Source organism: Pseudoalteromonas piscicida, from assembly GCF_002744175.1.
Taxonomy (GTDB): Bacteria; Pseudomonadota; Gammaproteobacteria; order Enterobacterales; family Alteromonadaceae; genus Pseudoalteromonas; species Pseudoalteromonas piscicida_B.
The window spans coordinates 1-21,742 of record NZ_NKHF01000011.1 but is presented as its reverse complement, the minus strand read 5'-3'; the positions used below and the strand labels follow the sequence as shown (position 1 = coordinate 21,742).

Here is a 21,742-nt window from a genome sequence, read left to right as displayed (position 1 = left end):
TTATTTCCTTACTGTTCGTAAAATACATCCCGTCATACTTCCCGCGAGATTAACGCTTAGGAGTAGGGTTTGATCTAACTCGGTATTATTCGTTGGTGTATTCAGTGCTTGCATTAATGCTTGTACCGCTAATTCGGTACTGTGTAATGAAGCCGTGGATGGCTGATATTTAATAAGTTGTGCTTGAGGTAGGTGTCCGTCTAAGCTGGCCGCAATCGTGGCAAATGCATCATCATGCTGTGTACTTAGCACCACGTTTCCGACTTTGCTGAGTGCTCGGGTATGGGTGGCCAGTAACCGGTCTAGTGCTTTGTGATCGTTGACATCGTTGATGTAGATAAAATCAACCAACTCAGCCAGAGCCTGATAGCCAGTTGGTATCACCTCTGCGGTTGCCAGCAGTGCAGCCCCTGCAAAATGACCAATATCCGCTTTAAATTGATGGGCTGCCCAAACCTGTTGCGAAAGCGCTGTATCATCTTGTGAGCTGCATACCATAGCGTACTGGCTACGGCCTTCACGCATATCAAAAGACGCACTCCAAAGTGCGTGCAAAAAGTCATTGCCTAAGTCGCTTACGCAAGTGGCGGAGTTTTTAAAGCCAAATCCCAAAGCCAACTGCCCCAATGTGGCATTGACGACTGTATTTGGAAAATGCGTGCTTTTAAGCTCTGCAATGCCTTCTGAGAAAGACGCTAGGTTTTTATCTAACGTTTCTAGTGAGCCAATTGGGTTGGCGTAGTAGGCGGCAAATTCGTTGAGTGGTAACTGGGTTATATCCAGTTCGCTATCTTGCAGTGCAAATTGGCAGGCGCCTAAAGCAAATTGTGCCACGCTTGGCGTGCGACGCTGAAAGAGCGCTGGGAATTGCTTTTTCAAGTTAAACTCAGCAAAGCTGTCGGTTTTATTTTGTCTGGCGCTATAGACTTTTTCATCAGACAGGCTGGTGGCAGCTAACAGATAAACTGGTTGTGATGTCGCACAGGATAATGTCTTTTCTTGCCTACTGAGTAACATGCTGGTGTTATGCCCGCCAAACGCAGAGTTAGTCACGGCAAAGACGTCGGCAACGTGAGGCTTAGGTTGATTCGCTACTAACTGATATTCTTGGCAACACGACCTGACTGAATCAACTCCAAGTGTTGCAGGTAACAGCCCATCATCTTGGCTAACTAGGGTTGAAATAAGCTCTACCGCACCCGCGGCACCTAGGGTATGACCAAAGTAAGATTTACTGCTAGAGACCAAGGTTGCTTGCATTGCTTCAGCGCCAATGGCAGCTTTAATCCCGTTAAGCTCGGCACCATCATTTGCGGGGGTGCCTGTACCATGGCTATTGATGTATTCAATGCTGCTAGCCGCAACAGGTGCATAAGAGAGTGTCTGCAAGAATGCTCGACGTACACCGTCACCTTCTGGGTTGGGGGCGGTTGCATGGTGAGCGTCTAAGCTGGAACCTGTTGCCAATAATTGATAACGAGCAGTGGCGCTACGCTTATCAACATGCTGCTTCGACTCGAACACTAAAAAGCCAGCGCCTTCACCTAGGCTTAAGCCCATTTTTTCGCTGTATGGAGCACAAGGTTCAGGACTGAGTGATTGCACCGATTGAAAGCCACCGTAAACAAGCTCACTAAGGGCATCGGCACCACCTGCAATAACCACATCGGCTTGGTTGTTCTCAATAAGTTGTTTGGCAAAAGCAATGGCGCTGCTGCTTGCCGTGCACGCTGAGGTAAACGTCATTACAGGGCCTTGAATGCCAAAATGGCGGCTAACGTCGGTTGCTATCTGGTGCGGCGGGTAGAACTTAAACCCTTGTTGATGCTGGCCCTTGATGCTTTCCATTAACGAAAACATGCCACAGTTAGCGTTGCCTAAAATAAAAGCGACCCGTGTGCTTTCTACCTGGCTCAACGCCAATTCTGCATGTGTCAGTGCCTCTTCTACGGCGTGGATCGCATACTGACTTGCCAAATCCATTTCGAAATTATCTGTGGTATGTGTTTCAAAGTTGATTGCTAATGCACCAACATTATGTGCCAGTCCTTGGGTGTCGAAACGGTCAATGCGGTTTATGCCAGTACGGCTTTGTTTGATACTATTTAGTAATGCTTGGCGGTTGTCGCCAGCAGCACAAAGCACACCATAACCAGTAATGAAAGTTTGTTGTTTGTTATTCATGTACGCATTCCTGTAGTGCCGATAGGGTGATTTTGCCTAGCTCATTTTCTGGAAATTGGGCAAGAAAATGCACTTGTGGCGTGGGTAAATCTTTAAACCAACTTCGGATATCCTGTAGTGTTGGGATGCAAGACAATCCTTCGACAAAGGCGACTAATTCGCCTCCTTTATTGTTGTTATTATCTTCAATGAAGAAGACGCGATGACGGAGTCCTGCAAAGCGTTCTTGTAGGACCTTTTCGATACTCTGCAATGAGTAGCGTTTACCGGCATATTTAAAAATCTGATCAGCTCTACCTGCGTGTTTGAACTGATTTTCGTTTGTAAAAATTAACTTGTCTTTGAGTTCAAATGCTGCGCAGTTAGTAACCAAAAATGGTGAGTTAAGCATGGTTTTGTGCTCAGCATTTTGATAAATATCGACAACGCTAAATTTAGTGAATAGGGTTTCGTTACAGGCAAGTGGCCGATAACCAATACCACCTGTTTCTGTGCTTCCTAGCACCTCAAAAGCCCTGAGAGACAGTGCTTTTTGCTCGGTTAATAGCGCTAGTTTTTGCTCTTTCTCGCCTTTGAACGGTGCTCCTGAGCTGATTAAGTAGTGATGCTGCTTACCGAGCTGATCCGCAACAAAATCAAACATGGTTGGAGTCAATATTACAGCGATACCTTTATCTTGAACGGGCTGTAAGTCAGGTGTTGAACCTAACTCATAACAGACCGGTTTATTCAGTTGTAGCGGGAGCATAAATGCCCAAATAAATCCAAACATGTGGCGAATATCGACACATGCACAGAAGTAATCTATGTCGCCAAAACCGAAAGTGTCTGCGAAGGTGACCGCCTCAGCATGAAGAGAAGCGATGGACTTTTGCCACGTTTGTGGTTTACCTGTGCTGCCAGAGGTTTCAAAACCAATGGTTTTATCACTATGGTGTTGTAAAAACTGGGTTATTGAGCTGAACAGGGGCGGGGTGTCTTGCTCAGCTATCGGTAGCTCTCGCCAACTGAATGCATCGGCAGTAGTGGCGGTATTTGCACTTAACACAGGGGTGATATTATGTGCCAGTAAGATCATGGCGCTTTTAATAATATCGCATGGCGCATTGTCTTTTATTACTCTTACCGCGCCTGATATCTCAATATTTTGGCTTGCTTGAATAATCGTAAGCAGCGTTTGTTCACTGAGTGCAGTATGTTGATCTGTCCAAGTTTCTAATACGTTAATTTGCTTCTGTTGCGTCAGCTTGGTTGTGATTTGATCCGTTAATGTCTTCAGAGTAACAGTGCTCAATTCGCCCAAATCGCTTAACTTGAACGCTTTTTTGCATGCCGCTGATAACTGCATGAGGTCGACCGAGTCGAGAAATAGTGGTGCCTCAAGTAAGTTGGCATCATCATCTAATAAATCTAATTGTTCTATATCTACTTCCAACTCAGCTTCTATCAGTTGCATGAGTTTTGAACGAATGGCACTGTTTGTTTGCATGGTGTCCTTCCAAGCGAAAATGGTTACTATCAGATCAACAAGCTTCAGCGGTCGCTTTAGCTTCAACTTGTTCATGAACAAAGTGGGCTAATGTACTGACGTTTTTCATCTTTTCTTGGATGGTTTGCTCTGGGTAATCTTTGAATTTCAGGTTGTATTTTTTCTCAATCGAGACCACAAGATCTAGCACCTCAATGCTATCTAAATCTAGGCCATCTCCGATAAGTTGAGCGTCATCTTCTATTTCGTCTATGCTGTCTACTACTTCTAAATTATCAACGATGATATCTTGTTTAATAAACTGTGTTATTGATTCTAAGTTGCTCATTTTTATATCCTTTTTGATTTCTATGATGTATTGAAAAGCGACTCTTTACGTGTTTTTGAGCGACAACCATCCCGCAGCTGATGTATCTACATATCAGCCAAGTTAGTTTGTCAGCTCAAAAACGACTTAGAGAGGTTTACTGCTTGTTAAAAAGGGCATTAACCATGTTGTTGATTTCAGCATCCATCGGTCTGTCTTCGATCACAGGCTGGAAGTTGCTGCTAATTTCGTCGAAAAACTCGCGAGAAAGTGAGTTGAGTTTTTCAGCTTTCGCATCTTTCCCATCAACATAAAATGCCTGGCGGATTGCCATTGCCTGAATGGCAATAACTGGCTTGATAAGGTCGGTAATACGACGAAGATCACGTGCAGCAATAGTTCCCATGCTGACGATATCTTGGTTAAGCGCTTCTGTGGTGCGTGAAAATACTGACATAGGGCCTGCATTTTTAAGTGCTTCAGCAACAAGAGAAGAAGAAGTAATTTGCATTGCTTTGAAGCCGTGGTGTACCCAAGCCTTGTCGCCTAAGTCTTCACGGGCAACCAAGTTATTTGAAATACCACCGTTAAGACGGTCGTCAACCAAAATACCTAACTCACGTTCTAGTAACGCCCCCATGTTTGCTACGAGTGGCTTAAGGGTGTCGCATACTGCTGCCACATGACCGCCGTAGAAGTGACCTGCATTCAAGATCAAATCGTTCTCATCGTCAAATAATGGGTTGTCGTTTACTGAGTTAATTTCAGTGGTTAGGATCTGTGATGCCCACATCTCAGCATCAATTAATGGACCTAACACCTGCGGAGAGCAGCGAATTGAATAGCTATCTTGTAACCTGAACGTTTCTTGCTTACCAAACTCAATATTGTCATCGGTGCGGTTTCTGCGACCTAGGCGTTGCTCTATATTAGTGAGGCGCTCAAGGATTTTTGCTGCACAAATTTGCTGACCACGATGTGGCTTTAGTTCGTGTACACGCTTATGGAACGGAGATGCACGGCCTTCAATGAGTTCTACATACAAGGCGATAAGCTTACAGCTAAGGTCAATTGCACGACGAATGTCTTTTAGTGCATTCGTTGCGATAGCTGACATCACAGAAGTCCCGTTCATTATAGCTAGCCCTTCTTTAGGCTTGAGCTTATATGGAGTGATATTGAGTTCTTCTAGCACTTCAGCGGTTTCACGAACCTGGCCTTGATAATAAACTTTGCGCTTACCACCTAGTGCAGCACCAATGTATGACAATGGTGTTAAGTCGCCACTCGCGCCTACCGACCCCATTGCTGGAATCGCTGGAATGATTCGGTTATTAAGGAAGGTTTCCATTTGTGAAAGGAGCTCCCAGCTTACACCTGAAAATCCTTTTGCATTACAATTCATACGAATTAATAAGGTAGCGGCACAATCAGACTCTGAGAGGTAATCACCGACACCACAACCATGGTAAGCGATGAGGTTTTGTTGCAACTCCTCGGAAAGCGATGTTGAGATACGGTTACTTGCTGAATTACCAAAACCAGTTGTCACGCCGTATATGTCTTCTTGATTTTCAAGTTTGTTATCTAGATATTGACGATTATGCTCGATTCTGGCTTTGAGTGCCAATTCATCCAACTTAACCTTGGAAGTTGGCTGAGCCGCGTAATCTTGCACTGACTCCAGAGAAAGTGATTGATCTTGTGAGATAAAAACAATACTACCGAGCTGCTTCTCGACCTGAATTGCTTCCTTTTCTGTGTTGTACTGGTTCATGACTTTCCTACTCTGACTAAAATAATGATTCTGATTGTGTGTTGCACAATGCTTATTTTCGTGTAACTGAACTTAGAATTTAAACCCAATTACAACCTGTTAGAGGCGAGTACTGCTTAACCAACGTCCCGTGTGTGCCTAGCCGATTTTGCTTGGCTTTGTCGCGATACTATTGTCGCTATTTTTGTTACAGAATTATTGTGTTTGTAAATAAAAAATATTAAATGTGATTTTGTGATTGTTGTGTTTTAAGAACGGCGGCTAGGTTAAGCCTGAGATTTCGGGGTGTCAACACGATTTTTTTTACATTTTAACGTTAATTAAACTTAACATTAAAATAATTGAAATGTTAAAAAATGATGACTTCGTGAGAGTGTTAATAGCAATTTTTTATCTCAATGAGATATAAAGAATTAATTATTTTTTAAAGTGAAAACTCTATTTTTAGAAAGGGCTGAAAATTTAATAAAACTGACTTATGACAAATGTCACGATTTTAAATGGTCGGATCAGAAAACGGATAAGATTGACTAATTTTGTCAGAAACTTGAAATTTTTATGGATAAAAAATGCCGAATAAATGTAGATCTAGAAGGCTAATTGTTGAGGTTGCTTGAATTGGTGCAACCTCATACCTTTTCATTGATTAATATTCTAACACAGTGCTCATTAATCCTGTTTCACCTACAACCAGCAGGTACGAACGGTCTAACGAGGCATCGCATAGGCTAAGCACTTCATCACCCATCATAATGTCTTCATTACAATCATTGACCTGATACCAACCAGTTACTTCACCTTTTTCTATTTCCACGTCGTCACCATTGATATTTAAAGTCATCGTTTTTGATGCCAATACGCGTACGGTAAATTGATTATCGTGGTCATCTTTAGACTTTCGAATGAGCTCGATATCGAGCGTGTCATTTGCGCCTTGCATAACCACAAAGTGATAGTCACGGTCATTGCTTACCTTAATTTTTTCTTGTTCTACCATGCCTAACTTGTTTACCGACTCGGCATAAAAGCTAATTTCTCTGTTGGCGTTGTGTTCGTGAGTAATGCGAGTAGGTGATGAACCTGTGGGGAGTACTTTCACGCGGTATTTATCGTCGGCAACGTCTCTTTCATCGCCATCTAATTCAGTATTCGCAAGGTGAAAGGCTATTTCATAATCGGTTGCGTTAACTAAGTTATATTGATTTTTGTATATATCAGAGCCGAAGTTTGCGGTCTCTATATCTTCAGATGAGCATGCGACTGCTAAAAAGGAAAGGGTAGCTACTGTTAGTGTGCGAAAGTTCATCGTTGATCTCCTTTATCAAAATTGTGAACACCGGGGTGATTTAATCTATCTCGCTGCAAGAGTATAGGATGGAAAAATGAAAGGTTACTTAATGGTGTTTATAAGATGTTAAAAAGTGTAGTAAGAAATTGCTTGTTACAAATTAAGGGACGATATAATCAATAGTATGATTTATAACTGGGTGATAATTATTGGCTTTTGTATTAAGTTAAGTTTTATGACAACTACATTTTTAAACATAACAAATAACAGCTGTATTTATATTGGTGACAAAGGAAAATGATAACAATTAAAAGACTTAATAAGTGCTTCACTAAAGCGCCGTTGTTTAACAACTACTCACAACATTTTAGTCATCGCAGGACTTGCCTGACTGCGCCCAATGGAGCTGGTAAAACGACTTTGTTATGTATGATTGCGGGACTCGATCTGGCGTTCGAAGGTGAGATCCTGCTGCAAGAAGAAGTTGTAGGCAAGCGACAAGCGATGGTTGCTTTAGCTTCTGACAATATTCCTTTTCCCCCTTTTCTTCGCGCTAAAGAAATACTAACCCTAACTTGCGAAGCATGGCAGTGTGCCTATCCGGATAAACTAATCAAACAATTTCAATTTGAACCTTTTTTAGAAACAAAGTGCGCAGATTTATCCTCTGGTAATAAAAAGAAATTACAACTCATCAATGCGCTGATGAGAAATGCACCTTACTTATTACTCGATGAACCGACGGCGGCACTTGACAGTGATGGGTGTCAAACGATTATTGAATTAGTGAAAGCTTATCCAGGCCAGATTTTAATGACTTCTCACGAACCTCAGCCATTTTTAAATGCAGGCTTCGTATCTGTGCCACTAATTCCACTTGATCCTAATACAGGCTGCTAGAAAGGCATTAATTATCCAAAGTTCAGGTTAGTTAAGCAGAATAGGTATAACCCCTTACTCAGGTTGCTCATATGTTTTATTATTATCGATACAGAAAAACGGCATTATCTCAGTCATTACAAGCGATAGGACAACAAGTTCAACAGTTCGGCCTGATGATAGCGGCACTGTTTCAAGCCTATTTACTGGGCTTGATTGCTGTGATGTTTATGGGGATTGGTAAAATTGTTGAAAGTGACGATCCTGCCACTGCGGTTCAGGTGGCATGGGGGCTGATTGCGGCGCAGAGTTTTATTCTATTGGTGTTTCGAGATGCTGTGCTTGATAAGCCCCATCGAAGTTATCATTTCACTTTACTACGAACGACACTACATCAAAAAATAGCCGATGGATTCTCGCTGTTGGTGGTACATCCATTGTTACTGATGACCTTAATATTAGGTTACTCAATCGGTATCGATAAGCTACCTCAGGCTGGGTCCTTAATTGCGTTTGCGGTTACGCAGTTAGTGGTTGCCTTATGTTTTGTATATCGTCCTTTGGGCACCAGCATTGGATTGATTTTCAGCGCCGGGTTAAGTTTGGTTATGGTTCAAATAGCTTGGTACTTGGCTGCGCTAAACCTCTTTGCACTTGCAGGAGCGTTGTTACTTCCACGAAGCATCATGGTTTCAATATCGGTAAGAGATTTGACGACGTTTTGGCTTAGCTTTATTTACCAGCACTATTTTATCGTGCTTTGGCGCGTGGTTATGAGTGTGCTGGTGCTTTGGTTTGGGGTTATTTTGCAAGCAGAGCGCCCTGATTTGATGGCTAACTATGTTCCTGGCTTAGTTTCGCTTAACCTGTTGTGGTGGTCGAGTCTGGCTATTGATTTAAAACCTGAAGTGGCAGGGCGTGCCGCCTTTTGGTTGAGCATTAACAAGTTAACGCGAGCAAAACAAAGCGTATGGATAGTGATAATCGGCACCGCCATTTGTTTTTCATTTCCGGTTTATATGATTTTAGGGTTTAGTATGGTCGGCTTATTACCCTATGTGTTTTTACCCTTGTTAGTGCTCAGCGCGTTGAAAAGCCCTCAGCATTTAGCCATTGCCTGGTTAAGTACATTGGTACTGAGCTACACCGTATTTGTAAACCTATAAGCAAGCGCTATTGGGCGAGCTAAAGAGGGGGCTTGGCAAGGCGACTCAGTTTTTTGATGTCGCCTTCAACGCTTTCCATTTTTGCAATACGTAAGCTACCCAATTCGTCAACGTCATAATGCCATATAAGGTGACCAACTTTTTTAAGTATAGGTTCCTGCTCAGGTGCGAGAGTCAGTTGCCAAATATAATCTTCCTTTGACCATGCCGACTGCCAATAAATATTGTTTTCACGGATCCTGAGATTACTAAATTGATTGGTTTGTTTGTCGCTGAGCTGAAAATTGTTTAAGGCCACAGAGTTACTCTCGAACAGCGTTTCATATTCTAATAACAGCTTGTCTTGTAGTACAAACCAAGTTTGTCTGTGGGGATGAAAAAAGACGAAGTCTGCCACACTGCGTTGGCTGCTAATTACAGCACCAGAGAGACTATATTGGTTGAGTATTTCACCATCGTAGGCCCACAGCGTTTGTTCATCAATCCAGCCCATGCTTTTCAGCGGTTGGCTAAGCGCAGAGTCAAACTGAGTAAGAGGGCGTTTGCGGTCATAAATGACCAGTTGGTTGTCTCGGTTTGATGCTAAGTAGCTAAGCTCAGGGCTCCAGACTAAAAAGCCAACATACTCATGGCCTTGGTGAAAAGAAAGCTGACTTATTTTATCATCACGGAAAAGGTAAACCTCGCACACGCCACTACGCCTGGACATAAAGGCGGTTTCACCGAGGCGGTTGGTTAGCGGTAGGTAATCAATACTGGAACTAGAAAACAGCGGCAGATCGTCTCTGTCTTTGATATTGACTTGGAAGCTTTCGAGTGCGGCAAAGATATCACCCTGACTATCGCTTGAAAAGCTAGTGTATAGACCAAGTTCGGTTTCCTTGATGGCTTGACTATCACCATCTCTGTAATGCTTTGATAAGCTGCCGAATTGGCTTGCAATAACAGCCTGATGGTAGGGATCGAAAGCGACCGAAGTAACAGGTTCACTCCACTGTAGATGAACCGTACCGTCTAATGTTTGTAGGCGGGCAACTCTTTGTTTGTCTTGCACTAGATAATAAACCTTATCACCCCATGCTCGTAGTGCCATTGTTAACTGCTCTCCCTGACTAAGCAGTAGTGGTAGCTTTACCATTTGATGGGCATCAATCCGGTATAGATATGCGGCTCTGTCATTGTGTTGTCCATACGTTAATACGAGCTCGTGGTTATTTTTCCAAACTGGCTTTGTGCCAATTTGACATGGCAGTGTTTGCCCACTGTGGTAAAACTGGCCCGCGGCGGTCATCACATGTAATTGACAACCACTGCCTTGATATTGCCAAAATGCAAGTTTATCCGAATTTGGGCTCCAGCTAGGAAAGGCAATTCGAGAATCAAAGTCATGGTCAATCAATCGATTACCTTGCTTGTTAGCGATGACCAACTGAGTAAAGTTTTTAACGTAAGCAATTAAATCTCGGTCTATGTGTGCGTCTACGTCAAACTCCAAACCAAGGTCGTGGCTAAGCGCTGATGTTTGATAATGTGAACTGGGCTTTTCTGTTGGAGTATTGCTAAAAAACGCGATAGCACCGAAGCACAGCAAAGTCATCAGGATAGCACTGAGAGAATAAAGAGGAGCTTTAGTGAGTATTGGTGTCCGGCTACCTGTACTATGATTTTGGGGGGACTCAGCTTGTGGCTTAGCTAACTCAGCAATAAAACAGTAGCCTCGCTTTGGGATGGTTTTGATGTAAAGCGGATTTCTTGAGTCGTCGCCAAGGACTTTGCGCAGTTTGGTAAGCAACTGATAGAGGCTATTGGGCTCGACAATGGCTTGCTGCCATAACTGCTCGGTTAGCCAATACTTATCTAATACTTGATTGTGATGAGCAATAAAAATGGATAGCAATCTGGCCATTTGTGGCTCCAGCTTGACGGTGTCTCCGTCAAGTAACCGCGTTAGGCTATCTTGCCGAGGATCAAACAGCCACTGGCCAAAACAAACTTTTTCTGCATCCTGTGCTCGCACGCTGAGTACCATTTCACTAATCAAAACTAAATGTTCCCATAACGTTAGCGTTTCTTGAGATTAAGTCAATGTTTATAAAGGTTAAGTCAGCTTTCTTCAGAAAAAATTGAGAACTTTTCGCCACAAAGTTTGTTGCAATAGCAGCCATCATTTTGAGGAAAGCAACTATGAATAACAGTTATAAGTTTTGGTTAGGGGTCGGCTCCCCTTTGTTGGCAACTAAGGTATTTGCAAATCCGTTGGTGGTTGATGGCAAGTTAACTGAACCACAGTGGCAATCGGCAACGCAATTTGAACAGTTTGTTCAAGTCGTTCCTATGACGTTGGACTCTGCCAATGACAAAGTAAAAGCCAGTGCATTTGCAACGCCTGAAGGGATCTATATTGGTATCAAAAACTTCCAAAAGGAGGCTGAACGAAAGCGTCAGTTTAATACTCATGACCGCTTTATGCAGGCCGATTTTAATCGTATCGTTGTAGATTTCTCAGGAGATGGGAGTAGTGCTTATCAATTTTCGGTCACGTTAGGAGGGGGAACGCAAGACGGCGTTATTACTCCAAGCCTAAACGTGGACAATGATTGGGATGGAGATTGGCAATACGCCAATCATATTGAAGATACCTATTGGACAACCGAAATGATGGTGCCTTGGCATGCGGTGTCGTTTCAGCCAGGAGATCAGCATGCGCTCAGTAATATCGGGGTCTCTATTCAGCTATATGAAATAAAAAATAACTTTATCTATGCTAATCATGAAGATACAAGTAAAAATAGTGACTTTTTTCTGACTATGCCGAAGATCTCAGCCACCATCCCTGAGCAATCACAACTCGCATTTATTCCATACTTTGCTCATCAAGCTCAGTTTGCGCCTGTGGCATCTTCGGTTTCAGAGCGACAACATCAATCGGATATCGGCTTTGACCTTTTCTATAAGACTGCTCACCATCAAAAGTTGAGTCTTGCGGTGAATCCTGATTTTGGTCAGGTGGACATTGATAATGTGGATGTGAATTATTCGGCGGTTGAAACCTTACGCACTGACAAACGACCATTTTTCACTCAAGATATAAGTCTTTTCGATGTGGCAGCGCTGGAAAGCACCAAGCTTATCCATACTCGCCGGATTGGCGCATCAAGTGACGATGGTGAGCGTGCTATTACTCCAATTGATGCAGCAGTGCGATTTGTCCACAAAGGGGAATCAGTGCAATTTGGGACCTTTGCCGTGTCGGAAGCTGATTTTTCTGATGACTCAGGCAAACAGTTTTTTGCGGTACGTGGAAACTATCGTACTCGAGATTGGCAGGCAGGTGTGCTTGCGACCAAAACAGATCGGCCTTTCCTTGAGCGCGATGCCATGAGTTATGCTTTTGATGGCCAGTATCGCAGCGATACTTGGTCATTTAAAGGAGCGTTATTACAAACACAAGTTGATACACAAGATAGACGACTTTCAGGCACCGGTATTTCACTTGATTTAGAATACCAACTCTCTTTACAAACAAAACTCGCTGCCCGCTATTTTGACCTCGATGATGAGTTTGACAATCGCGATCTAGGTTATATGAAACGGAACGATTGGCAGGTAAGTGAGCTGTATGGTGAATACTCAATAAATCCAAAAGGGAGTTGGTTTACTCGCCTTAAGCAATCTCTCACGCTTAGACATGAACAAAATGGTGATGGCGAGAATCTATCTGCACGGCAAGCGTATTTGGCACAATTTTTATTAGCAAATGGTGGTCAACTTAACCTAGGGCTGGATTATTACCCTAGCGGTGAGCAAGATAACTTAGGGCGCGGCACTGAGATCTTTGCAATGCCAGCACGGGTGGAGTCTCGAGTGTTTTATCAAAGTCCTTACTTAGGCGCATTTTCCTGGGCTGCGAGTGTTGAACTTGATCAAGAAGGGGTATCGGGATCTGCGCAGCAATATGCTGTAGATTTGACATGGATGCCACATTACAACTGGAACCTGAAGCTAAGCAACTTTTTTAGAACCGGTGATGGTTGGCTTATGGCAAATGGACAAAACCGCTTTACGGAGTATGACCGACAAGAGTTCTCTAATAAGTTTGAATTTAATGGGCGGATCACCGATAAGCTCGAGCTTAGTGGGTCAGTGCAATGGACGGTGCTGGAGGCGCAAAGCGAAACGATTTATCAAGTCGCAAATGGTGAACTACACCAAATTAACGGTGATACGAGCTTTGATGACAGGCGGTTGGCCAGCCAGATAAAATTGCGTTATCGCATGGGGGCATATTCAGATATTTTTTTGGTGTATCAACGCGGAGGGGCAAATTTTTCGACACTTGAAAAATCGCAAGTCGGGCGCAGGGATTGGTTTGGTAGTGTCGCCGATTTATGGCAGCAACCTGTGCAAGATTTGGTGACTTTTAAAGTGCGCTATCTTTTTTAATATTCAATCACTAGGGCCGTATTCCCCGGTTCTAATACCAATTGCATTTAATAACGGCATGATTTTGAAGTCGGAAAATAGCTTTAGCAGCTCCGCTCTCGCGCTGCGCTACCGTCAAGGCAAAAACTTTGTTGTTTAGTGGTTTATATTGAGAAACTTTAGCGAGGCTAATGGGTTATTTCCCTCTTCAAATTGGTTAAAGAGTTTGTGTAATTGGTATAATCTGCCAAGAAAAAAGGTCAGAGCAATCTGACCTTTATATCCACGCTAATTGTTTCGGCGGTATGAAGCATACCACCTCAACAAAAATAGTTATGCTGCGTCTGCTTTACTTGATTCCTTGGTTCTTGCTTTACCAGCAAGTAACTCATCAGGGTCAAAATCATCCACGTTGATAACAGCAAGACGTTTAGCTTCAACTGCAGTGAGTTTTGCAGCTTCGTCTTCACTAAGGACACCAGCTTCAAGCCCCATCGTTGCAACCTTATCGAGTTGCATAAACGGTAGCTTTTTACCTATGCCGCGACAGACTTTTTCAAATAGCGGCTCTACTGCAAGAATGTCTTTTAGTGTTTGCTCTTGCTTACCAAGTAAGCACAGAGGCTCATCTTTTAAGTAAATGTGGGTGGCAAGACGGTCGCGAGTTTCACTCGGAACTTGCAGTAGCTGAGCAAGTTTATGCTCCATTTTGTCAGTTGGCTTGCGAACCGGGCGACCAAATGGGAATAGCACAACCTTTAACAAGCCACGTAACGCTGCAGAAGGCATATTATTGATTAAATCTGCAAGGGCGCGTTGACATAGGTATAGATGCTCCTGACAAGACCATTGTACGAAAGGCAGATCTTCTTTACGACGACCCTCATCGTTATAACGCTTAAGTGTTGCAGAAACGAGGTAAAGGTAACTGAGTAAGTCACCCAAACGCGCAGATATACGTTCTTTACGTTTAAGTGAACCACCAAACACAGCCATACAAATGTCAGACATTAATGCCAACGATGCACTGTAGCGAGCTGCATTGCGATAATAAACGGCTGTTTCGTCGTTAAATGGTACTTTGGTAAAACGTGCACCAGTTAGCGCAAGCCACTTAGTTCTTACTAAGTTAGACATTGTGAAACCGATGTGGCCCATTAATGACTTGTCGAAGCTGTCTAGCGCTTCTTGTTTGTCTTTGATTGAACAGGCTTCAAGTTCTGCAAGTACAAATGGGTGACAACGAATTGCACCTTGACCATAGATAATCATATTACGGGTTAGAATGTTTGCACCCTCAACCGTAATTGCGATTGGCGCACCTTGGTAGCCACGGCCTACATAGTTGTTTGGACCAAGACAGATACCTTTACCACCGTGAATATCCATAGCGTGAATTGTTGAAGCACGCATTTGCTCGGTTAAGTGATACTTCAATATTGCAGAGACAACTGAAGGTTTTTCACCTAAATCTACTGCTCCAGTTGACATAGTCACCGCAGCATCTGAGCTGTAGGCATAGCCACCTAATTTGGCAAGTGCCTCTTCAATCCCTTCCATCTTACCGATAGGTAATTTGAATTGGCGACGAATTCGGCTGTAAGCACCACTTGCAACCGCAAGAGACTTAATTCCACCTGCTGAATTTGACGGAAGCGTAATAACACGACCCACCGACAAACATTCAACCAGCATACGCCAGCCTTGACCGGCCATTTTTGCGCCACCAATGATAAAATCAAGTGGTACGAAGACGTTCTCGCCCTGAGTAGGACCGTTTTGGAACGGAACATTAAGCGGGAAGTGGCGGCGGCCAATCTTTACACCTGGAGTGTTAGTTGGGATCAGTGCACATGTAATACCGAGTTCTTCTTTATCGCCTAGCAAACCGTCCGGGTCGCGCATTTTAAACGCCAGACCAAGTACCGTTGCTACAGGTGCTAGTGTGATGTAGCGCTTGTTCCAAGTTAGGCTGATACCGAGCACTTCTTCACCTTCCCATTCACCTTTACAAACCACACCAAAGTCTGGGATAGATGATGCATCTGAGCCGGCTTCTGGTGACGTTAATGCAAAGCAAGGAATTTCGTCACCCACCGCTAGGCGAGGTAAGTAATGTTCTTTTTGCTCTTCAGTACCATAATGCTGTAGTAGTTCACCTGGGCCTAACGAATTAGGTACTCCTACAATAGACGAAAGCAAAGTAGATTTACTGGTCAGCTTTTGTAGCACACAAGATTGCGCGTATGCCGAAAATTCAAGACCACCGTATTGCTTTTTGATGATCATCGCAAAGAATTTGTTGTCTTTCAGATATTGCCAAACGTCTTGTGGTAAATCGGTAAGCTCGTGAGTTGCTTCCCAATCGTTTAACATGGCACACACTTCTTCCACTGGACCATCTAAGAACGCTTGTTCTTCAACGCTTAGTCGAGGTTTTGGAAATTGATGAAGTTTGTCCCAGTTAGGGTTACCACAAAATAAATCGGCTTCCCACCAAGTTGTTCCTGCATCAATCGCTGACTTTTCGGTTTCCGACATGGTTGGCGTCACTTTTTTAAACGCCTTAAATGCTGGAGCCACAATATACTGTTGACGCAAGTTAGTAACCGAAAGCGGGATAGCGATCGCTAGAAAAATTAACCAAGAAATAATGCCAAAAGCACCGGCAAAGGTGCCTACAAGCATAGTAATAGCTGCAATACCAAGAGCAGTATTCCAGCTGGCGCGATGGTAGCTTGCTGCACTAAGCAAGACTAACAAAGCGAGAACAAATATAAGTGTCATGTTGTTCTTCCTTATAAGAGGTCTGACCACCCAGTTAGACTAGCTGGTTAACGCTGATATTTCAAGCATCTTGACACCATCACGATTAATTAATTGGTGTATGTTTGTGACAATTTATTTACGTGTGCATACACAATTGAGAATTAAAGTGAAACCAAGAGTATTTTTAACCATGTGGTGTTTATGTACTCTGTAGAGTGTAATTAACGTAGTGCAATGTCGCGAAAATGCACATGAATTTTCTTCCAGAAAATCTACTGATGTGTGCACTATAATTGCCAAAACTTCATCTGAGATCGCCATTGAAATCTGCCGCAATATTTCTACACTTTGAAATACCACGCCAAAAAGGTAATGCACTGATATCATTTTGTCTTAATTCTAGTGCAATTTGAGGGAGCAAATTAGGTACTGGTCGGATGAAAACTTTTTCTATAACAGCTAAGTATAAGGTTTCACCTAGTTGTTGAGAAGCTTTGCTCGCCTCAAGATAGATCACTTAATTAAGCAAGTTAATATAGCGAGTTGCTAAGGATTAGGGCAGCCGTTTTACTGACTTAACTTACGATCAGGTTACTTGCTTGGTGTTGGGAACAATCAGGCCCATGAACGGGGCCGTTGATAATACATTATTCATTTAAGTTTGCCGCAAGCAATTGTGCATTGCGGCGCGCGTTGCCGTCCATGTTAAGGAGAAACAAGATGCAACAAGGCCTATTCTATTTCATTGCTATGTTAGCTTTTTGCTCAATGATAGCGGCTTTTCACTTTTGTCCTGAAGCTGTGATTTTTAATGTTTTTAGTAGTTTATTCGCGGCACTTCTTGGTTATCGTTCCTATACACGTTGGGCATTATTACTGTGCTGTATCAACGTATTGGCGATGACTTTTTGCCCTTTGCTCGATACCGGAGGTTGGTTGAGCTTAAGGGGCGCAGTGGTGTTTGTTTGCTGCATTATGTTTTTTGCCATTGCATTTGGCTGCAATAAAGAAGGAGAACAAAATAAAAGGTTTTATTATTAGTCGTCTCCTTTGCCATGGTAAACTCTGTGACAGCCAAATAACTTCACTTAAGTACACGATATAAAAAGGTAATAGGGAGCCCCAATGCAAATATTAGCCGATCAAAATATGCCGCTTGTGGAATCATTTTTCTCGGATATTGGTGAAGTGCAGCGATTTGATGGCCGTAACCTTCAACCTGAGGCGTTACGCGAGGCTGATGTTTTGCTTACGCGCTCAGTCACCAAAGTGAATGAGGCGTTGCTTGCACAGGCTAAGCAACTGAAGTTTGTAGGAACGGCGACTATTGGTGTTGACCATATAGATACTCAGTTGTTGAAAAACTCAGGGATTGCGTTTAGCAGTGCCCCTGGTTGCAATGCTATTGCTGTTGCTGAATATGTGATTAGTGGTTTACTCGCTTATGCACAAGAAACATGTACTGTGTTGCAGGGCAAAACGATAGCTATTGTTGGCGTTGGTAATATTGGTAAATGTTTGGCTGAGAAAGTGAAGGGGCTCGGTCTTAAGGTCTTGTTATGTGACCCGGTTAGAAATCAAGCCGGTGACCTTGAATCGCATGTTGAATTAGATGAAGCTCTTACGCTTGCAGATATTGTGTCGTTTCATGTTCCGTTGGTAAAAAATGGTGAACATAAAACGGTGCATTTGCTCGATAAAGCACGGATCGCCTCGTTGAAGCCTGGCATGGTAGTTGTGAACGCGAGTCGCGGTGATGTTATCGACAACCAAGCCCTGCTTAGTGCTGTTGAAAAAGGCCAGCAGTTAGAGCTTATATTGGATGTGTGGGAAAACGAGCCGACTATTTTACAACCTTTATTGGACCATACCCGCTTTGCATCTGTGCATATTGCTGGGCATACCCTTGAAGGCAAAGCTCGCGGAACTCAAATGCTGTATGAGGCGGTGTGTCGCGAGTTTGCACTTCAGCCGCATAAAACAATTAATGATTTTCTAGCTCAACCTAGTATTACTGAGTGCTTATTAAAAAGCACCGCCAGCGAACAGGACATCATTAGATTAGTCCACTTAGTATATGACATTCGTCGTGACGATGGCATGATGAGAGCACAATTAAGCTCACAGGGTTTTGATGCGTTACGCAAGGCATATCCTGTGCGTCGAGAATTTAGTACAATTGCAGTCAATGGTGACTCACCAATTAGCGAAAAGCTTTTCCAACTTGGCTTTTCAGAGCGTAAGCGCTAAAGACACGGTTGGTACATGACAGAATGAGGAAGAACAATGTCGCAAAAATATAACGTTGCGGTGCTTGGTGCAACAGGTCTTGTTGGCAAGCAAATTATTGAATTATTAGCGGAAAGAAAATTCCCAGTCGACACTCTTTATCCGTTGGCGAGTAGCCGCAGTGCAGGCGAAGAAATCGACTTTAAGGGTGAAAAGATTGAAGTGATTGATGTTGAAACGTTTGATTTTGCCAATGCACATATCGGCTTGTTTTCTGCGGGGGGCTCAGTTTCGGAGAAATATGCTCCTATCGCGGCTGAAGCAGGTTGTGTGGTAATAGACAATACATCGCACTTTAGATATGACTTTGATGTTCCACTTGTAGTTCCAGAGGTAAATAAAGATAGCTTAGCGGACTTTAGAAACCGCAATATCATCGCTAACCCAAACTGCTCAACAATCCAAATGCTAGTAGCTCTTAAGCCTATTTACGACGCTTATGGAATAGATAGAATTAATGTTTCTACTTATCAGGCTGTTTCTGGCGCTGGCAAAGAAGCGGTTGACGAATTAGCCAAACAAACGGCGAATCTAATGAATGCAAGACCAATGGAAAACGAAGTGTTTACCAAGCAAATTGCTTTCAATGTTATTCCACAGATTGATGCGTTCCAAGAAAATGGCTACACCAAAGAAGAGATGAAAATGGTGTGGGAAACGCAAAAAATCTTGGGTGACTCAAGTGTATTAGTGAACCCAACGGCTGTACGAGTTCCGGTATTTTTTGGTCATGCAGAAGCTATTCATCTTGAAACACGCATGCCTTTTGACCTTGAGCATGTTAAGCAACTACTTGCTGACGCGCCAGGTGTTGAGCTCATCGAAGACGAAACTGACTACCCTACGCCAGTAAGTGATGCCAGTGGTAATGATAATGTGTATGTAGGCCGGGTAAGACAAGATATTTCACACCCAATGGGCTTAAACTTGTGGGTGGTGTCGGACAACACGAGAAAAGGCGCAGCAACAAATAGTATTCAAATTGCAGAAGCATTGATTGAAAGCTATCTGTAAACAAGAGCACTTTATGTTGCAAGTTGCTAGGGCCTGTTGACCTTTGCTGTTTGATTTTTGTTCCCCAGAGTTGCCCCACAAGGATGTGGGGTAAGGTGACTTTGCAGGAGCATAAAGTCTTTATCGCCTGACTCACATAGAATAACTATGCTACACAGGCTTTGCCTTGTATAAATGGCAATCAAACTGCTGCAAAAACAAACTTGGAAGATCAACAGGCCCTAGACAGTCACAGACTCACTACAGCAAAAGAGCAGCTTCTAACGGCAAACTTATGCCAATAAGTTTGCCGTTAAGTCAAATACTTGACTATTCTTTTCCTATATAACGCTTTTCTTAATTCAGTAAAAAGCATGGTAACCATGTTAACTTTCAATACGTTGCAATGGATATTCAAAGATATCTGGTTTATAGTTTGCATTTGGAATAGAGCTTGCTTCAAAGCCATAATAATAAAATGTCGTTTAACGGGTGTTAAACATTTGAGTAAAGGATCGGCATGCGCGGTTTAGCCTTTTTAAGTATCTTTGTATTCGCACTAATTGCCACACCGGTATATACCCAAGAGGGCGTGGTGTTGAAAGGCCCCAAAGGGGTTGATTACGGGGCTCAAGGTCGCTCAATTGGGCCTATTAGACCCACGGATACATTATGGCGTATAGCACAAAAAGTACGCCCAGATGACTCAGTCACCATTTATCAGGTGATGAAGGCGCTTTACGACAAAAATCCTAATTCTTTTCTAGACAAAAACCTCAACCACATGCGTGATGGGGCTTATCTTCGTATCCCTACACTTAACGAAATCCGCAGCGTAAACCCTGAACTGGCAAAACAAAAGTCGGATCAAGACGACAAACTTTGGGAAATGAAGCGTAAAGGGTTGTTGAACCCAAGCGCCATTGATGAAGCCGAGAAAAAAGTTACCCAAGCCCGAAAGGTTGATGTAGAAGAAGCCAAGGCAGATCTAACTAACCAGTTACGCTCCTTAAAGATGGAGCAGGACATGCGGTTAATGGATCTACAAAAAGAGTTCAAATCTTCAGTTCGCAATGTCGAAGAAATCCTGTCTGAAAACAACAAACTCAAACAGCAGCTTGGTGCTATCTCCTCTGAGTTGCAAACCGTGCGTACTCAGCTTGGTAAAGACAGTGAAATTCAACAACAGCTCAAGGCAGTGATAGACCTGCAAAATGAGATGATAGAGCAGCAGGCAGCGCAAGCTAAAGTTGAAGAAAGTAGTGACCTAGGTGCATTTTTCAGCTCGCCTGCTGGCATTGCCTTACTCGCGACTTTACCCGCACTTTTGGCTATTGCTGGTGTGGTAATGTTCCTCCGCAGAAAAAATAAAACGCAGCAAAAAGGCGCGGACGATGATGAATTCTTGCCGGAAGCCCCCACAATGGCTGCAGGAGCTGCAACTGCCGGAGCTGCAGCTGCGGCCACAGCGTTTGAGCCAGAACCCGATCCGCTAGACATTGGCATGGGGGATGAGGAAGACTCTCTCGGAGCCAGTGTTCAACTAGACGATGATATTTTACCTGAAGATGATGAAATCACCTTTGATTCACTAGACGACGATTTTGAAGAGGGAAGCGACAGCCTAGATCAGGATGAGCTTGATAGCCTGCTAAACGAAGATATTTCGTTCGATGATGAGCATGACGAAGACTTTATGCAGCAAAGCTTCGACGAAGCCGATGATGGCGATGAAGTGTCACTGGATGTTGATGACAGCAACGATATTCTGAGTGACAGCGACTTAGATGACCTCTTCAATGAACCGCAAGATGAAGAGATTGATGTAAGTGATGATGCACTTGCTGCTTTGAGTGAAGAGTTAGCAGACGAGCAATCAGACACAGCGACAAGTGATGATGATATTGACTCGATACTTGATGGCGCGCTAGACGAAGAGCCTGAATTTAGTGGCGACATTGAAAATGAAAGTGTGGTCGACGTTGATGATATCGATGCGCTTTTAGACGCCTCTCAGGACACCGACGAGGAGCCGTTACCTGATTTTGAAGCACAAAGCGCCGCGCTCGCTGACGATGATATCGATGCCTTGTTAGATGAAGCGCAAGACGATGAATTACCAGAGCTTGAAGAAGAATCGGATGCGCTTGAAGGCGATGATATTGATGCGCTGCTAGAC

Annotated in this window: 14 protein-coding genes; 7 read left to right on the top strand and 7 right to left on the bottom strand. The window is 43.3% G+C overall.

What is annotated here, in order from left to right:
- From CEX98_RS03030 to CEX98_RS03010, 5 genes are all read right to left on the bottom strand, one after another.
- The gene (locus CEX98_RS03030; protein WP_099640656.1) at positions 1-2,184 is read right to left on the bottom strand and encodes a beta-ketoacyl-[acyl-carrier-protein] synthase family protein; all 2,184 of its coding nucleotides are present in this window, start codon (positions 2,182-2,184) and stop codon (positions 1-3) included.
- Positions 2,177-3,673, bottom strand: a complete 1,497-nt coding sequence (locus CEX98_RS03025; RefSeq protein WP_099640655.1) for an AMP-binding protein — start codon at positions 3,671-3,673, stop codon at positions 2,177-2,179. Before CEX98_RS03025 ends, CEX98_RS03030 begins: the two co-directional genes overlap by 8 nt.
- 34 nt (positions 3,674-3,707) lie before the next feature.
- Positions 3,708-4,001 carry a phosphopantetheine-binding protein gene (locus CEX98_RS03020; protein WP_099640654.1) on the bottom strand — a complete coding sequence of 98 codons (294 nt, stop codon included), beginning with the start codon at positions 3,999-4,001 and terminating at the stop codon, positions 3,708-3,710.
- A gap of 136 nt (positions 4,002-4,137) precedes the next feature.
- The gene (locus CEX98_RS03015) at positions 4,138-5,757 is read right to left on the bottom strand and encodes an HAL/PAL/TAL family ammonia-lyase (protein ID WP_099640653.1); all 1,620 of its coding nucleotides are present in this window, start codon (positions 5,755-5,757) and stop codon (positions 4,138-4,140) included.
- 646 nt (positions 5,758-6,403) lie between these two features.
- Entirely contained in the window at positions 6,404-7,063 is a 660-nt protein-coding gene (locus CEX98_RS03010) for a hypothetical protein (RefSeq protein ID WP_099640652.1), read from the bottom strand.
- A gap of 279 nt (positions 7,064-7,342) precedes the next feature.
- Between CEX98_RS03010 and CEX98_RS03005 the strand changes: the two genes are divergently transcribed.
- Both CEX98_RS03005 and CEX98_RS03000 read left to right on the top strand, forming a co-directional pair.
- On the top strand, positions 7,343-7,945 hold the full coding sequence (locus CEX98_RS03005) for an ATP-binding cassette domain-containing protein (protein WP_099640651.1): 603 nt from the start codon (positions 7,343-7,345) through the stop codon (positions 7,943-7,945).
- A 71-nt stretch (positions 7,946-8,016) separates the two neighbouring features.
- Positions 8,017-9,090 carry a DUF6136 family protein gene (locus CEX98_RS03000; RefSeq protein WP_099640650.1) on the top strand — a complete coding sequence of 358 codons (1,074 nt, stop codon included), beginning with the start codon at positions 8,017-8,019 and terminating at the stop codon, positions 9,088-9,090.
- A 19-nt stretch (positions 9,091-9,109) separates the two neighbouring features.
- Here the strand turns inward: CEX98_RS03000 and CEX98_RS02995 are convergent, their stop codons facing one another.
- Positions 9,110-11,107, bottom strand: coding sequence for a winged helix-turn-helix domain-containing protein (locus tag CEX98_RS02995; RefSeq protein ID WP_242441602.1), 1,998 nt, complete (start codon positions 11,105-11,107; stop codon positions 9,110-9,112).
- Positions 11,108-11,274: 167 nt separating this feature from the next.
- On the opposite strand from CEX98_RS02995, the gene CEX98_RS02990 reads away from it, so the two are divergent.
- Positions 11,275-13,533: a DUF5916 domain-containing protein gene (locus tag CEX98_RS02990; RefSeq protein ID WP_099640648.1), complete on the top strand. Its 2,259-nt coding sequence runs from the start codon at positions 11,275-11,277 to the stop codon at positions 13,531-13,533.
- A 312-nt stretch (positions 13,534-13,845) separates the two neighbouring features.
- Here the strand turns inward: CEX98_RS02990 and fadE are convergent, their stop codons facing one another.
- Complete coding sequence (fadE, locus tag CEX98_RS02985) at positions 13,846-16,299, bottom strand: acyl-CoA dehydrogenase FadE (protein WP_099640647.1); 2,454 nt, start codon at positions 16,297-16,299, stop codon at positions 13,846-13,848.
- A 702-nt stretch (positions 16,300-17,001) separates the two neighbouring features.
- On the opposite strand from fadE, the gene CEX98_RS02975 reads away from it, so the two are divergent.
- The 4 genes from CEX98_RS02975 to CEX98_RS02960 all read left to right on the top strand — a co-directional run.
- Positions 17,002-17,322 carry a DUF6419 family natural product biosynthesis protein gene (locus CEX98_RS02975; protein ID WP_099640645.1) on the top strand — a complete coding sequence of 107 codons (321 nt, stop codon included), beginning with the start codon at positions 17,002-17,004 and terminating at the stop codon, positions 17,320-17,322.
- A gap of 84 nt (positions 17,323-17,406) precedes the next feature.
- A complete protein-coding gene (locus tag CEX98_RS02970; RefSeq protein ID WP_099640644.1) occupies positions 17,407-18,531 on the top strand; it encodes a 4-phosphoerythronate dehydrogenase in 1,125 nt (374 codons plus the stop codon).
- Positions 18,532-18,567: 36 nt separating this feature from the next.
- Entirely contained in the window at positions 18,568-19,584 is a 1,017-nt protein-coding gene (locus CEX98_RS02965; protein WP_099640643.1) for an aspartate-semialdehyde dehydrogenase, read from the top strand.
- Between the two features lie 499 nt (positions 19,585-20,083).
- A partial coding sequence (locus CEX98_RS02960; protein WP_277948907.1) for a FimV/HubP family polar landmark protein occupies positions 20,084-21,742 on the top strand: 1,659 nt, incomplete at its 3' end.